Raw genomic sequence first — 14,037 nt, forward strand, 5'->3', positions numbered from 1 at the left:
GGTCATGCCAATTTACGTCAACGCACAACGGAATGTCCACCAAGAGCCGGGACGCAATCAGCTAGCGGGCATGACCAATCCAGACGCCGGCACGCTGCCTCAACCTGCTGCTCCCAGATTCCTCGCCGTCATCCGGGACTACCACTCGCGCAACAAGGTCTGCGCTGCTGTGGAGAACTACGGCGGCAAGGTCACAGAGTGGTTCTTCGGCCGCGGGACGCCTGAGAGACAGCGTGATCCACTTGACCAGCTTCCCGCACCGCACCTGTTCGACGCCATCGTTCTTGCCTCCCCGGTTGCCTATTCCAGGCAGTTGGGCGAAACGCACCGGTTGATGGACTGGGCGACTCGGCACGGCAAGGCGATGGTGGTACTTGACGAGGAGCCGCACAGCGCACTGAACAATCCCCAGGTCTCAACGCTGGTGGGCATGGTCATTTTGCTGGCCGAGGTTGAGGAGCGACGCACGGAGCAGGAACGGCGGCTTCTTGTACGCAGGGCGCGGGGACAGAGGATTCGCGTTGTCTGACTTCTGGAACTCTCAGCGCCCTGGGGAGCGCGAGAAGTGCTACGTCGGCGTTATTCGGCTTTCCCACATGCGGGACAACAGTTCTAGTCCAGAACGACAGGAACAGATCATCGAGGAGGAGGCCAAGCGCAAGGGCGGCAAGATCGTCGACTGGGTCATAGATCTGGATGTGTCTGGATCAGTTAGCCCCTTCGCCCGACCGGAGTTCGGCAAGTGGCTGACCGACACGCCACCCAAGCCTTTCGATGGCTTCATCGCCTGGAAGGTCGACAGGTTCGCCCGCTCGATCATGGACTTCCACGAACTGTTGAAGTGGGCGAAGGACCGCGGCAAAGAGATCATCTCGGCGGCGGAGAACTTCGACTTGTTTTCGACGGTCGGACAGATCATCGTCGCAGTGTTGGCAGGGCTGGCACAGATGGAGCGCGAAGCCATCTCCGAACGGATCGCCAACGCACGGGAATTCCTTCGATACTCCGGGCGCTACGGCTACGGGACCGTTCCGTACGGGTACAGAGCAGTCGCTAGAACTGGTGGCGGATTTGAACTTGCTGAGGACACCAGTCAATCGGCCACGATCGAGTGGATCATCGAGGCGGTTCTCGCAGGGGAGTCACTCTTCAGCATCGCGAAGGCACTCAACCGCGATGGTGTGCTACCCCCGGCGCTCGCTAGGCAGGAACGAGCGAGCAAGGCAGCCGCGGCGATGGATCGAGCAGCCCCGAAGTACAAAGTCGCAGAACGACACCGGGGCTGGTCTTCCCGAACATTGGACGTCATTCTCCGATCACCCGCACTTCGAGGCCAGGCAGCGTACGTCTACAAGTGGGTGGACCAGGACGGCATCAAGCGCGAGGAGATGCGTCCACTGGTCTATCCACACGGCCACGAGAAGGCGGGAGAGTTTGTCGTCCGGGGGCCTGCGCTCGTGTCTGCCGAACTCCAGCAACGCGTCGTCGCAAAGCTCGATGAGCGCCGAGCCCGGAGAGGCTCGACCGGGGGTCGGCGTCGCACTAAGGACGTGCAGATGTTGTTCGAGGTGTTGTTCTGTGGAGACTGTGGCGCAAAGATGTACTCCGGGACGGCAGGAAAGATTGGCTTCAAGCGGCGCGTATACCGCTGCTCGAAAGCCCCAACGGAATACGCCAAGAACCGCCACAAGATCGTCACCATGACCGCAGAACTTACTGAACACTGGGTTGAGGAACAGTTCTTATCTGCCTTTGGCCATCTTGAAGTGGTTGAGATCATTCACGATCCTGGAGAGGACCACTCTGCCGAGATCGCTGAAGTCAAGAAGGCTATGGCGAAGCTGAAGACTGACCGTTACGAGCACGGACTATTCGACGATGAGGAAGGCGAGCAGGACTTCTTGTCTCGATATCGAGACCTGCGAAACCGTCAAACTAGATTGGAAGCACTGCCAAGTCGGCCAGCAGGAGAGCGACGAATTCCGACCGGCAAGTCGGTTTCAAGTCTATGGACCGAACTCGATCGAGATGATCGCCGTCGAATGCTGCTGGATCACAAAGTGACAGTAACCGTCCAGCAACTCTCCAGTGGCCGCCGGAGGGATTGGAATCCCGAGCGCCTGCAAATGCTGGTTAATGGCGAACCCGTGACATCGAAGGCGGCGTAATGGAGACGAAACCACACCAGCTTCTTCGCGCTCAGCGAATGATCGTTCGCGGTGTCTGGGTCGTGGCCGGCATCGCGATGCTGTACTCGCTGGGAACGGCGAAGGACTACTTGGAGGACCACGGAGTCCCGTGGTACCTCGCCATACTCCTTCCGCCAGCAGTCGACGTCGCTTTGGTGGTCGCACTGTACGGGGACGCCGTTCTCCAGGAGTACGGCGTTCGTACCGGCTGGGGAACGGCGTTGCGATGGGTTACCGCCGGGATGACGCTGTGGCTGAACTGCGGGGGCGCGGTCGAGAACGGCCAGTGGGGAACGGCGGTGCTCCATGCATTCGGCCCCGTGCTCGTCATCGTCCTGACCGAGGCCGCACACGGGTACGGGCGCTGCTTCACCGAACTCACGAAACGGGAACAGCAGGCCGCGACCATGCCCGCGCCTGCCACCATTCCCGGCGCGGACGGGTCGACACCTCCACTGCCGGTCGCCAACCTTGTCGCGCCGCCGGAACGAAGCGAGGGGTCCCGACCGCAGGAACGAACCGCCCGCCCAGCGCGCAGGCGCTCCGCGCCAGGTCGTTCCCCGAAGCGGCAGACATCGCGAGTCGCGGAGTTCAGCGCCGCGGAACTGGAAGGGGCGGTGGCGGTGCTGGAACGGTACGAGCTGGAGAACGGCAAGATGATGACGCTGGACGCGTTCCAGGCCATACAGCGGGGCAACCGCGCACGGAACAGCGCGCTCCGGAACGCTGCGCTGGCTCAGATCAACGGAACGGGAACGGAACGGCCGGAGCTACACCCGGCGAGCGCCGGGAGCGGCCCGACCGCTGAGCAGCCAGTTGTAGTCGCATCCGGTCCCTCGGGCGATGATGCGACAGGTCGCTTCGAGGTCGCGGGGTGAGGTCTCCCGGTGTTCCCACCGACGCCAGGTCTCGAACGGAATGCCGGTCTCCTCAGCTGCCTTCTTCATGTTCCAGCCGAGGTGAATCCGCACCGCAGCGATGCGCTCACCGAACGTGGCCGTCGTCGGCACCCATCCCGCATCAGCGCTGGTCACAGCCGAAAACGGTAGACCACTGACAAGATATGGGTAATGTACCCACAACTAGGTTTATTACCCGTTAATGGGTATATTACCCAGAAAGGTATTGAGGTCGATGTTCGACAACGTTTCCCCGCTGCGGAAGTGCGAGCTTCCCGTCCGGAGGCCGTGTGCTGCTCGGCGAGGCAGGGTCGTCCACCTGCTCCGCGAGATGTACGCCGCCCCAAGGAACGGAGCCATCGGGATGGCCTACTGCGGCGCACCCGTGACGGACCTGCTGCTTACCGAGCCGGACGCGCCGGGTTGCCGCGCGTGCGAGCGCAAAGCCCGTGGACAGGTCCAGCCGATGGCCCCTGACCTCTACCTGGTGGCGGTGTGCCCGCGCTGCCGTGGGCCGGTCGGCAGGCCCGGCGGCAAGAACTGGGTGTGCGTCCCGTGCGCACTCCAGTGGGAGCCGGACGGGACCCACGGTGAGCCGGTCCGGGAAGCGGGTGAGTGACATGCGTTCTGCAATCGAGGTCTACGAGATGCTCGACGGACTCCGGTCCTTCGTGGCGACGCAGTCGTTTCACCTCTCACTGGTGCAAACGGTCCTGAATGGACTGCCGACGGAGTTCCCCTCGCCCGAGGACGGCATGCCGGCGGTTCAGGGGTGTGCGCGGTTCCAGGATCGCTTGTTGCAGGGGTTGGAGAGCCCGCCGGTGTACCAAGCGTCCGTGGAGACCGTGGCGCTCGCCAAGTCGGGCGGGGAGGTGGTGCCGAAGTATCAACTCGCCTCGGAAACCCTGCCCTCGCCGCATGGATTTGTCATCTTCGAAGAGCCAGTGGACCACTACCAGGCCCCGGACACACCGGGCGTGTTCACCGACATCATCGGCATCGCGTGGATGCCGGCCACTCGGCACGGGCAGGCCGGAGTGGAGATCGTCATGCTCTCCGATATGGAGTACTTCGCCGAGCAGCAGGCGGCGCAAGGAAACGGGGAACTCGCCCTGCCCCCTCTCGTGGGTGTCCTGGGGTACGACGGCGAGGCGTTTCTTCCCTTCGGGGAACTCGACATCCCGGTGTTGAACCCGTCGATTAAGACGATCATGTCGACCTGGCTGCTGATGCAGAGCCGCAGCATCGTGGAGCTGACGACCACGGCTCCGCCCCGGCGGCAACGTCGACGACGTGAGCGGGCCGGAAAGTCCGCGGAGATCACGGTGGTGAGCCTTCGAGGTGAGATCGCGCGGGTGGTGCGCGAGATCCGCGAGGCTCCCGATGCAGGCGAGCCCCTGGAGCCCGATGCCGATGGGCGTGTCCGTGACTTCCGGTGGCCGGTCTCGGGGCACTGGCGACGGTGGTACTTCGTCAAGGAGCAGCGCAGGGACCTCATCCTGATCCCGCCATGCATCAAGGGACCGGAAGGGGCACCGCTGAGGGTGAACAAGAAGCTGTTCCGCCTGATGCTGGATAAGCCTTTGCTCCGATCCACAGATCATCCTCGATGAAGCATGAAGCCCCGGTACCGAGTTCGGTGCCGGGGCTTCGTGCTCAGGCAGCCACTTCGGCCAGGCGTGTCTTAAGGGTGGCGACGCCGCGTTCCCGGGCGATACCGACCTGGCGCCGGGACAGACCGAGAGCGGCGGCGGTATCGGTGTCGGTCAGCGGCTCGTCACCGGTCAGGCCGAAGCGAAGAGTAAGCACCTGAGCTTGGCGTTCGTCCAGGTCGGCGACCGCGTTATGGACTGCATCAGTGCGCGCACGGTCCACGCAGGTCTGCGCGGTGGGGTCTGCGGCCTCCTCCGCGACCGCGGTGATGTCGTCAACCGCCCGAACCCCGCCGATCATGTGCCGTGCCAGGTCGTAGAAGCTTCCGCGGCTGAGGCGCTCGTTGTAGCGCTCGACGAAGAGCAGCCAGGCCGCGTCGATGTCGTTGTCCGTCTCCCGCAGCATCTGGTTGACCATCTGGATGGCGCCGATGGGTGCGGACAGGCAGTGGTGGGCTGCGTACCGGGCTGCGGTGAGATCGCGGTTGACCGTGCTCTTCACCGCAGACCAGACCGGAATTCGCTTGCGCCGCAGCGCATCCGCTTCCAGCGAACCAATGGCGCACCAGAATGCGGCGACGGCCACGGCGAGCGCCTCTTCTCGGTCGAACGCCGCGGTCGACCGAGCTGAGGCCAGCTTCTGGGCGGCGCGTAGGCAGCCTGCGACGAGCTGCTCTCCGGCGCGCTGATCGCCAGCCTGCTGGCGCTCCAGAAGGTCCCAGTCCTGGCCGGGGGCAAGGGTGATCGCCTGCATGAAAAACTCCAGATGAGGTGGACACACACTCTGATGTCAGGGGTCGGCGCATGCCGAAGAGGGCCAGGGCAACCGCGGTCGGTCACCCCAGTCGACGAGGAGGCTCGTTATGCGCTCTGCCAGTCCGCGAGCGCATCCTGGAGTTCGTCGCAAGCCGCATCGAGCGCGATTGCGACTCGCGGCAGCAGTGCCTCGGCGGTCTGGACTGCCGCGCGCAGCGCCAGGCGCCGATCATCGAGCGCGGCCTCCGCGGTGGGATCAGCATGGCCGCCTTGGCTTCGACGGCCGTCCGTGTCTGCCCGGGGCACCGGTGCGGCTTCCCACTGCGCCTGCTTGGCGGCACGCAGGGCCTCGTGCAGGTCACGAGCGCTACGCAGCAAGCGAACCGTGGGCATCGAAGGTGTCGTAGTCGTAGTGGTCAAGTTCGGGCTCCAGGTCGTCGCCCGCGTTGGCGAGCAGTGGGTGAGCAGGGGCGATGGATCGCAGGGCTTGTTCAAGCGTTTTGATCCGGGCGCGAAGGGCGCGGGTGGCCAGGGCTTCCGCGGTATTGGCCGAGATGGTGACCGCGGACAGGTGACTCGGATTGACGCAGTGGCGGACGCCGCAGCGGTGGTGGACTGCTTCGCCTGGCAGAAGTTGGCCGCCGTGAACGAGGTAGGCGACGCGGTGCACGCCGGTCGAGCGGCCGGCCACCCGCGTGTAGCCGTAACCGGCGTCGTTGCACCCGCCGATCCATAGACGACACCCCCCGGGGCCGGGAACGCTGTGTGCGGCAATGCGTTCGCCCGCCGCCTCCATGTGTGTGTCCACCTCACTCATGAGGCAGGCCGAAATCGCGGATCATCGCGCCACACATCGAGGACTCCGACTTCCAGGTGTGTGTCCACCTCATTCCGTGGAGCTGTGAGTTGAGCCGGAGCACCGTACAGCGAACCCCAGCTGCGGCGGCCTACCTCGTGTTCAGCGTCAATCGGCACACCATGCAGGGTCATGCGCATCGCTTCGGCGATGCCTCGGCCGACCTCCTCGGCGTCCTCGGCCGGGACGCTGGTGAGGAACTCGTCGTGGATGATCATGCGGAGGAACTCCCCGTAGCCCGCGTCTTCGACGGCGAGGAGTGCCTGGGCGGCAATGTCGCGTGCGGTGGGCTGGATCAGGTAGTTGGTTGCGGCGTAGAGCCGGTCGGAGTCCAGGGGAATCCGTCGGCCGGTCGGCGTGGTCACCCAGCGCTCGCCAGTGAGCCGGACGCGGTCTCGGAGTCGGCGCGAGAGGCGCGAGATGGCCGGGTAGGTTTTGTCGAACTCGGCAACTGCTCGCTCCACAGTGGACTGTTCGACGCCGGTCTGGCGAGCGATGCCGGCCGCACCTCCGCCGTAGACCTTGCCGAAGGCAATTGCCTTGGCCAGCTGGCGTTCGGCCTTGGTGAAGTCCTTACCGAACAGCGCTGTCGCGGTCCAGTCGTGCAGGTCGACACCGTCGCGGATCAGGATCTTCATGGCCTGCTCGTCCGCCAGCGCCGCCAGCACTCGCAGCTCGACGGACTTGAAGTCCACTGAGACGGTGACGTGCCCGGGTTCGGCCAGGATGCACTGGCGGATACGCCAGTCCCGCGAGGGCAGCTGCTGGAGCGGTGGGTTGGACACCGACATCCGAGCGGTACGAGCCTGGAGGGCGTTGATCGTGGGATGGATGCGGTCGTTGCTGTCGCGGTTGGCGAGCATGGCCTCGGCGTAGCTGGTGCGCCACTTGTCGGCGCGCTTGGCGGCCAGCACCGCCGCGGCCAGCGGATTGGCGTCGCGGGCGCGGGCGGGGTCAGCGAGGCCGGCCAGCACCTGCTTGTCGACCTTCCAAGCACCGCTTGCGGTGCGCTCGGTCAGCTCTTCTCCCATGGCGATCAACGCCTCGGCGACCTGGGCCGGGGAGCCGACCTTGGCCACGCCCCACTGTGCGGCTTCGCGCCGGGCCGCTTCCGCGTCACTGCGCAACTCGGTCACCAGCCGCTCGGTGTAGCTGACATCGAGAAGCATCCCGCGCCGCTGCATGCGGCAGGTGGCCAGCTGAACCTGGTGGTCGAACCCGACCAGGTCGGCAACCTGGCGCCGCTGGACCTCAGCTGCCAGGACGGCGTGCAGCCGGTGGGTGAGGATGACGTCGAGCCCGGCGTACAGGAGGTAGGTCGGATGCGCAAGGTCGATCCGGGCGAAGCCCTCGCCGGTCTTGAGTCCGAGCTGACGGAAGACCTGGTGCAGGCCCCGCTGGGTGTCGGGCGCCTGGTCGTCGATCAGTGCCTGGGCCAGCTCCTTCAAGCCATGCCCGGTTCCGCCTTCTTGCCGGGCACGCGGATCGAGCTGGTGAGCCATCAGACGGGTGTCGGTGACCCGTGGTGCCAACTCCTCGAAGTCGCCGAGCCCCAGGTGATCCAGAGCAAGAAGGTCGAAGGGAGCGTTGTGACACAACAGGTTCCGACTACGCCGCAGAGCCTCGGTGACGAGGTCGCCGAAGCCATACTCCACCGGGACCACGTAAGCGCGGTCGCTGTCGCCGAACTGCGCGGTCCGGATGCGGAAGCCCTCGGTGTAGATGTCCAGCCCGGTGGTCTCGGTATCGACGGCCACCGTGGGACTGTGGGTGCAGAAGTTGAGCAGCTCGGCGGAGTCGCCGCGGCCTTCCAGCACGCGGACTTGGATCGGGTGTCCGGCCACGGTGTGGTCGAGAAGCTTCATCAGGCCGCACCTGCCTCAGCGTGTACGCCCCGGTCACTTCGGTGCCGCTGGTAGGCGATGTCGGGACGGCGGGGACCCGGCACGGCCGAGGGTTCGGCGTGCTGCTCGCACCGGCGCATGAGTTCAAACGTCGTCCACGCCGAAACCTGCGCCTCGCTGTAGGTTCTGCCCGCGTCAAGCACCTGGACCACCAGCTCCGCCATGACCGTGGCCTTCATGTCGAGCAGCTCGACGCTGTTGACGCAGGGACTGTCCTCTTCGGACAGATCGACCGCACCGGCCCACGCCAACGCCTTGCCCAGCAACCCGACGGGCTGACCATCGCGGGCGAACGGTCCGTATGGCTGATCACGCCCTTCCGGTTCCCCCTTGGCAACGGTGACGATTGCCCGGTACAGGCAGTCGTAGGTGATCACGCAGCTCTCTCCTTGAAGATGCGGCGCTCCCCAGTGCGCCCCCCTGTTGGTTGTTCAGTTGTCGACGCCCCCGCGTCGTTGTCCTGGCTCCAGTGCAGGCCGGTCAGGAAGATGCCGCGGCTTCGGCGTTTGCGGTGCGCTCCGCGTTCTTCCAGCGCGCCATAGAAGGCGCGTGCCGAGAGCATGTCCCGGTAGGGCATCCCCGCGGCTTCGGCCCACTCTCGGTAGGCCAGGTACACATCCGGCCCGAACAGCTCCTGCTGCGGGTCCGAGACCTGTTCGATGATGCCGGGGAAGAACCCGGCCAGGATGTCGCTGGTCTCCCGGTAGCTCTGGGTCTCCTTCAAGACCACGGCCGGGTCCTGAAGCCCTCGCGCGTACCACTCCTGTGCGCCCCGAACAGCCCAGGACAGGATCGCCGGCGCTTCGGCGAGCAGCTTCTTCGCCAGGTTCGGGTCACGCTCGGCCGGGGCGAAGAACCGCCGGAACGGAACCAGCCTGACCCGTCGCCAGAAGCCCTCGTCCTGCCCCTTGATCAACGGCCGGTGGTTGGTGGCCATGAAGATCAGGAAGGTGGGCTTGAAGGTGAAGAACTCGCGGTTCAGGAAGCGCGCGGTGATCGGGTCCTGACCGGTGAGCCTCTTGATGACCGACTCGGCCATCGGCGTGTTCGCCTCGCCCTCGGAGGCGAAGACCAGTCGGGAACCGTGCAGCGCGGCAAGATCATTGGGGATGCCGCCGCCACCGAAGCGCTTCTCGAAGGTGCTGAACGGCGTGGTGGCTGCGATGGCCTTGAAAATCTCGAACAGCACGTCCATGAAGACGGACTTGCCGTTGGCGCCTGCTCCCAGCAGCGTGACGTAGCACTGCTCACTCGATTCCCCCGTGATCCCATACCCGATGAGGCGCTGCACGTAGCTCACCAGCTCCGGCTGCCCCTCAAACACCTCCCCCAGAAACCGCAACCACCGCGTGGGCACGGCATCCGGAACGTAGTCCAGATCGATGAGCTTCGTCAGCCCGTATGCCCTATCGTGGCCGATCAGTGCGGTGTTACGCAGGTCAACTATCCCATTACGGCACGCAAGCAAGTGGTGGTGTTGGTCAAGTTCGTCGACAGACCAGACGACTTCGCGGTGGCTCTTGAACTCCTTGAGCATGGAGTCGATGCCGCGGCTGGAGCGGGTGTACTTGGCGTGCGCGGCGGCCTTGCGGTCCACGACGCCGTCCGGGCCGGGCACGGTGATCTCGGTGCCGATGCGCCGGGCGACCTCCTGGGCGGCGAAGCGGGTGGCGTCGGTTTCGTCGCGGCGCCAGATCCGCCCGTCCCAGTGCAGGAAACCGAGGGCGGGGATGTGCCGGATGTTGCCCTCGGCCTCTTCGACCAGTCTGGCGGCGTTGCCGAGGTCGTCGAAGGTGTGGAGCGGGCGCTTGGCCGCGGCTGAGGGTGGCGTGTCCGGGGTGGCCTGGAGCACCGCGTCGTAGAGTTCGGCGGCGAAGCGCTCGCCCCGCTCCGCAAACCACCCGGCCAGGTCGGGATCAGCGAGTTCCTCCGGCATTTCCAGCGCGGCGATGTCCAGGCCGTAGTGGGCGAACGCCTGCCGAAGCCCGTCGCGGAAGCGCGCGCCTGCGGCACCGCCCTGGGTGGCCACGACGACGCGCTTTCCGCGGGCGGATGCCCAGCGGGCGATCGGCGCGATGACCTCGGGCTGGGTGATGGAGGCGCCGCGCAACATGACGGAGTCGACGCCGGCCGCGCAGGCGGTGAGCCCGTCCCCAGGTCCTTCGCAGACCAGCAGGGTGTCCAGGCCGGTGTCGGCAGGGAAGAAGCCGGCCTTCGCCCACGCCGCGCCGGGCGGGTTGATGGGACCGCACCAGCGGGCACTGGAACGTGAGAGCGCTCTGCCCTGCATGCCGCGGCACACCCCGTCCTCGTCGGCGAAGGGCACCACGACCCGGGGCACCGCGAGGAAGGGGGTGGACAGGTACTCGCCGAAGGTGCCGCCGTCTCCGGGTTCCAGCCCCAGGTGCAGACGCCGGGCGAGTTCGGGCGTCACTCCGAACCGGGTCCGCAGGTACTCGCGCGCCTGTTTGGCCAGCTCGGTGTCCTCGTGCAGGAGGCTGGCTCGGCTCAGGACGTAGGTGCGCAGGGCGACCTGGGCGGCAACGGGCACTGGGCCGGCCGAAGTGCTCAGACGGGGAGTGCTGGAGTAGCCCTCGGCGTCCACATCGGCCAGCTCGGCGAAGGTCAGCGACACCGCGGCCAGCACGGTGCCGGTGGGGCATCCGGCGCGGCACTTGACCAGCAGCTTGCCGCCTTCGGCCAGGGCGATGCGCAACGAGGGATCGTGGTCATCGTGGGCCGGGCAGTGTGCCAGCCATCCATCTGTCTGCTCGATCAGCTGGCCGCGGGCGGCGAGCCGGTTGAGCAGGGAGTTGAGCTTCACCTGGGTCCTCTCGGTCGTGGCATCCCGGACGCTCGATAGCTGACTGCGGCAGGTCCGGGGTGTACGTGACCGCGAGGTGCGCCGAGCTGGTGCTAATGAAGTTATCTAATTACATTGTGAGTCATCACAGTCTCTTATGACACAACTTCAACGCCGAATAAGCGTCGGCCGATCGGGTGACAAACTGTGAGCGCTCACACGTCTACGGACAGACAGCAGCGCCCCGGCGGGCGCGATGCCTCCGGGGCGCTTAGTCCTGGTCAGTGCCTGTGCTCAGTTAGGTAGGGGAGAACGATGTCCCGGTAGAGGGCCAGCTCGACATCGAGGTTCTTGATCACGTAGGAGCGGCCGGTGGGATGGCCTCGGCGCTTGGCGACCACCGACCAGTACGGCTGGCCGGCGCGAAGAGCCTGCGCCGCGGCGGCGTCGCACCATCCGGCGAGGTCGAACCTGGCGTGGTTCTTGACCTGGATCGCGGTGAGCGGAAGACCGCCGAGGTCGCCGACGTCCAACGAGCCTGCCTGGGCGAGCCGGTGCACGTGCACTCCAGTGGCCTCGCTGGCATAGCGGGCGACCTCGGTTTCCGTCCTGGTCCCCTTGGCCTTGTTCGGGTTGGCCACCTACCTCCTCCCGGTCTGCGCAGCGGCGGTCATGCGGCCACGGCCTTCGGTTCGTCGTCCCGGTCGAGCACCAGCTTGAACAGCTGCCGAGCGGCCTCGTGGTAGACCACGATCCCCTCTGGGCTGAGGTAGTCCGGCGCCGCCACGGAGCCGACCGTCCGCAGCAGCTCGGCGACCTCGGTGGCCTTGCCGGTGTCGAACTCGCCCTCGTAGAGCACGGGCACCACGCCCAGGCCCGGCACCTGGTCGAGCTGGTCCGCCGCAGCACCCCACCGATAGGTGTTGAACAAGGAGAACCGCCGCTCCCGCAGGCCGTAGCCCCGCTGGATGCCCGCACCCCACCACTCGCCGTAGTGGTGCCCGGGGCCGAGGACTTCCCGGAGCTGCTCCGCGTGGTTGGCGACCCACGCGCCGAAGCCGTAGTGGTCCCCGTGGCTGCCGGGCGTCAGCAGGCGGTTGCGGGACTGGCCGCCCACGGTGCCGTCCTCGGCGACGATGACGGCGCAGTTGGAACCGTCGATCTTCTCGGTGATGACCATCCGTCGGCGCAACCGCGGCGTCTTGGGCCAGGGCTGGAAAGTGATCACGTCTCCTCCGTGGGGAAGTCCAGGTGCTTGAGGTCTTCCACCGGCACCGTGAGCTGGAACGGTTCGGGCACCTCGTACTCCTCCAAGGCGAAGGGGACGGAGTACCAGGCCAGGCGCTGCCAGATGACCCGCAGCAGGACCACCAGCGCGTTCAGCGGGCGGTCCGGGATCGGTGTCCCGGCCTTGCGGCAGCTGTCGGCCCACTGCTGTACCCGGGTCAGCACGAGCTGGATCGTGGTGTAGCTGGCGAAGGCGGCCTGCTCGTCCTCATCGAGCAACGCGTCCATACCGAGGTCGGCGAGGAATTCGCGGTGTTCGGAGTCCACCACCCGGGATTCCTCCGGACAGCCGAGCGCCTCATGGGTCCGGATCAGCGGGTCCTGCTCCAGGAAGACGAGCAGGCTCCCCAGATGCGGAAGCCAGGAAACCGCAGCGCGCGGTTGGGGCGTGGTCACAGTCGGGGCTCCCCGTGGTGGGCGTGGTGGGCTTCGGCCACTGCCATGGCGGCGCTCAACGCGGTGGCCAGGCTCAGCGCCGCGGTGGTGGTGAGGATCAGCGCGTCGTCCAGGCTGTCGGAGGTCAGCCGCACGACGGCGGTGTCCTCGGGCTGGATGTCCGGGACGTCGACGGTGATCGACTCGTCATACAGCTGACCGTCCGCGTCCAGGGTCGCCGGCACCACGGCCAGGAACGGTGGCGGGCCGTGCTGGCTCACGGCGTCACCTCCTGGCCTTGGTGCAGCTCGACGGTGCGTGCTGCCAGCAGCAGCACGTTGGCCAGCTGCACCGCCTCGGCCGCGCGCAGGATCAGGTCGGGCATGCGCGTCGGGTTGCCGTCGAAGTTCAGCCAGATGAGGCGGTTGATGCCGGGGGCGACGGTGACCCTGGCCATGTAGCTGTCCAGCTCGATCTGGGGCCGCCCGTCATCGCCCATGTAGTAGACGGAGACGTCGAGCACGTACCGGGTGCCCGGGTGGCCGTCGGCGAGTGTCGGCGCGCTCAACGGGATTCCTCGGGGGCCGGGCGCAGGTCGGCGATCACGGCCTTGTGGAAGGACTTGTTCTTGCCGGTGGTCTTGTCGGTCCAGCTGACCTCTTCCAGGCGCAGCACGCCGACCGCAGGGCCGTCGATCTTGGCCAGGGTGTCCTCGACGTCGCCGATGTCGCGGGCCAGCGACCAGCTTCCGGTCTCGTAGCGCCACAGGCCCAAGTCCGGCAGGTCGACGAGCTGGAACAGCAGGGAGATGCTCGGTTCACAGCCCAGGCCGTTGCTCGCGGCGTCCTTGCGCTCGCGGAGGTCCCGAGGGCAGGCGCAGGGTTGACCGTCCCGCTGCTTGGCGCCGTCGCACTGACGCAGCACGGTCTTGCGGCCGTACAGGCGCATCTCGCTGCGCAGCATCTTGGGGCTGGGGATGAGAATCTCGACCGCGGAGACATCGAGGTCGGTCTCGAAGCCTTCCCGGCCGTTCGGGTCGAACTCGACGACCTCGCTGCCGCCGTACTCCTCGATCAGGGTCTCCAGCACCAGCGGGTCGTCGGAGGTGACTCGCCAGTGGTCGAGCGCGACAGGGCGCTTGCCCACCAGGCGGCCGGCGCGGAAGCGGCCCACGATGTCGCTCTGTTCCTTCTTGCGGGCGGGTTCGTCGGCGAAGACCTCGCGAATGGACACAGACTGTCCTCTCAGGATGGTGAGAGTGGCTGATCCGCTCTCATCACTCCGCTACCTGTTGCGGCATAAGGGCATCTGCACCC

The 14,037-nt window shown here is 66.3% G+C and carries 17 protein-coding genes; 5 read left to right on the plus strand and 12 right to left on the minus strand.

Translation table 11 applies throughout. From position 1 onward, the window contains the following. The 5 genes from ACWDY5_RS36130 to ACWDY5_RS36150 all read left to right on the plus strand — a co-directional run. The coding region (locus tag ACWDY5_RS36130) for a hypothetical protein (RefSeq protein WP_449726617.1) at nucleotides 1-529 on the plus strand (529 nt) is incomplete at its 5' end. Beyond that, nucleotides 522-2,168 (plus strand): recombinase family protein, encoded by a 1,647-nt coding sequence (locus ACWDY5_RS36135; protein ID WP_449726618.1) that lies wholly within the window; start codon nucleotides 522-524, stop codon nucleotides 2,166-2,168. The genes ACWDY5_RS36130 and ACWDY5_RS36135, both read left to right, overlap by 8 nt. Before the next feature lie 38 nt (nucleotides 2,169-2,206). Beyond that, nucleotides 2,207-3,067 (plus strand): DUF2637 domain-containing protein, encoded by an 861-nt coding sequence (locus tag ACWDY5_RS36140; protein WP_449726619.1) that lies wholly within the window; start codon nucleotides 2,207-2,209, stop codon nucleotides 3,065-3,067. A gap of 487 nt (nucleotides 3,068-3,554) precedes the next feature. Next, nucleotides 3,555-3,707 carry a hypothetical protein gene (locus ACWDY5_RS36145; RefSeq protein ID WP_449726620.1) on the plus strand — a complete coding sequence of 51 codons (153 nt, stop codon included), beginning with the start codon at nucleotides 3,555-3,557 and terminating at the stop codon, nucleotides 3,705-3,707. A gap of 1 nt (nucleotide 3,708) precedes the next feature. Beyond that, nucleotides 3,709-4,701 (plus strand): hypothetical protein, encoded by a 993-nt coding sequence (locus ACWDY5_RS36150; RefSeq protein WP_449726621.1) that lies wholly within the window; start codon nucleotides 3,709-3,711, stop codon nucleotides 4,699-4,701. Between the two features lie 43 nt (nucleotides 4,702-4,744). On the opposite strand, the gene ACWDY5_RS36155 is transcribed toward ACWDY5_RS36150, so the two are convergent. From ACWDY5_RS36155 to ACWDY5_RS36210, 12 genes are all read right to left on the minus strand, one after another. After that, on the minus strand, nucleotides 4,745-5,494 hold the full coding sequence (locus ACWDY5_RS36155; protein ID WP_449726622.1) for a sigma factor-like helix-turn-helix DNA-binding protein: 750 nt from the start codon (nucleotides 5,492-5,494) through the stop codon (nucleotides 4,745-4,747). Nucleotides 5,495-5,601: 107 nt separating this feature from the next. Further along, on the minus strand, nucleotides 5,602-5,889 hold the full coding sequence (locus tag ACWDY5_RS36160) for a DUF7169 domain-containing protein (protein WP_449726623.1): 288 nt from the start codon (nucleotides 5,887-5,889) through the stop codon (nucleotides 5,602-5,604). Beyond that, nucleotides 5,864-6,313 carry an HNH endonuclease signature motif containing protein gene (locus ACWDY5_RS36165; protein ID WP_449726624.1) on the minus strand — a complete coding sequence of 150 codons (450 nt, stop codon included), beginning with the start codon at nucleotides 6,311-6,313 and terminating at the stop codon, nucleotides 5,864-5,866. Before ACWDY5_RS36165 ends, ACWDY5_RS36160 begins: the two co-directional genes overlap by 26 nt. Continuing rightward, nucleotides 6,310-8,217, minus strand: a complete 1,908-nt coding sequence (locus ACWDY5_RS36170; protein WP_449726625.1) for a DNA polymerase — start codon at nucleotides 8,215-8,217, stop codon at nucleotides 6,310-6,312. Before ACWDY5_RS36170 ends, ACWDY5_RS36165 begins: the two co-directional genes overlap by 4 nt. Then, nucleotides 8,217-8,633, minus strand: coding sequence for a hypothetical protein (locus ACWDY5_RS36175; RefSeq protein WP_449726626.1), 417 nt, complete (start codon nucleotides 8,631-8,633; stop codon nucleotides 8,217-8,219). The genes ACWDY5_RS36170 and ACWDY5_RS36175 overlap by 1 nt, the downstream gene beginning before the upstream one ends. Continuing rightward, nucleotides 8,630-10,972 (minus strand): DNA primase family protein, encoded by a 2,343-nt coding sequence (locus tag ACWDY5_RS36180; protein WP_449726627.1) that lies wholly within the window; start codon nucleotides 10,970-10,972, stop codon nucleotides 8,630-8,632. Before ACWDY5_RS36180 ends, ACWDY5_RS36175 begins: the two co-directional genes overlap by 4 nt. Before the next feature lie 368 nt (nucleotides 10,973-11,340). Then, nucleotides 11,341-11,700, minus strand: coding sequence for a hypothetical protein (locus tag ACWDY5_RS36185; RefSeq protein WP_449726628.1), 360 nt, complete (start codon nucleotides 11,698-11,700; stop codon nucleotides 11,341-11,343). Between the two features lie 29 nt (nucleotides 11,701-11,729). Then, a complete protein-coding gene (locus tag ACWDY5_RS36190) occupies nucleotides 11,730-12,287 on the minus strand; it encodes an RNA ligase family protein (protein ID WP_449726629.1) in 558 nt (185 codons plus the stop codon). Further along, nucleotides 12,284-12,742, minus strand: a complete 459-nt coding sequence (locus ACWDY5_RS36195; protein ID WP_449726630.1) for a hypothetical protein — start codon at nucleotides 12,740-12,742, stop codon at nucleotides 12,284-12,286. Before ACWDY5_RS36195 ends, ACWDY5_RS36190 begins: the two co-directional genes overlap by 4 nt. Next, nucleotides 12,739-13,002, minus strand: a complete 264-nt coding sequence (locus tag ACWDY5_RS36200; protein ID WP_449726631.1) for a hypothetical protein — start codon at nucleotides 13,000-13,002, stop codon at nucleotides 12,739-12,741. Before ACWDY5_RS36200 ends, ACWDY5_RS36195 begins: the two co-directional genes overlap by 4 nt. Beyond that, on the minus strand, nucleotides 12,999-13,289 hold the full coding sequence (locus tag ACWDY5_RS36205) for a hypothetical protein (RefSeq protein ID WP_449726632.1): 291 nt from the start codon (nucleotides 13,287-13,289) through the stop codon (nucleotides 12,999-13,001). Before ACWDY5_RS36205 ends, ACWDY5_RS36200 begins: the two co-directional genes overlap by 4 nt. Beyond that, complete coding sequence (locus ACWDY5_RS36210; RefSeq protein ID WP_449726633.1) at nucleotides 13,286-13,954, minus strand: recombination directionality factor; 669 nt, start codon at nucleotides 13,952-13,954, stop codon at nucleotides 13,286-13,288. The genes ACWDY5_RS36205 and ACWDY5_RS36210 overlap by 4 nt, the downstream gene beginning before the upstream one ends. Between the last annotated feature and the right edge of the window lie 83 nt (nucleotides 13,955-14,037).

This window comes from Crossiella sp. NPDC003009, assembly GCF_053591555.1.

Bases quoted from the DNA above. Each gene is read 5' to 3' on its own strand.
- ACWDY5_RS36165 (WP_449726624.1), bottom strand. From the start codon at position 6,313: ATGAGTGAGGTGGACACACACATGGAGGCGGCGGGCGAACGCATTGCC.
- ACWDY5_RS36155 (WP_449726622.1), bottom strand. From the start codon at position 5,494: ATGCAGGCGATCACCCTTGCCCCCGGCCAGGACTGGGACCTTCTGGAG.
- ACWDY5_RS36140 (WP_449726619.1), top strand. From the start codon at position 2,207: ATGATCGTTCGCGGTGTCTGGGTCGTGGCCGGCATCGCGATGCTGTAC.
- ACWDY5_RS36150 (WP_449726621.1), top strand. From the start codon at position 3,709: ATGCGTTCTGCAATCGAGGTCTACGAGATGCTCGACGGACTCCGGTCC.
- ACWDY5_RS36160 (WP_449726623.1), bottom strand. From the start codon at position 5,889: ATGCCCACGGTTCGCTTGCTGCGTAGCGCTCGTGACCTGCACGAGGCC.
- ACWDY5_RS36145 (WP_449726620.1), top strand. From the start codon at position 3,555: ATGGCCCCTGACCTCTACCTGGTGGCGGTGTGCCCGCGCTGCCGTGGG.
- ACWDY5_RS36170 (WP_449726625.1), bottom strand. From the start codon at position 8,217: ATGAAGCTTCTCGACCACACCGTGGCCGGACACCCGATCCAAGTCCGC.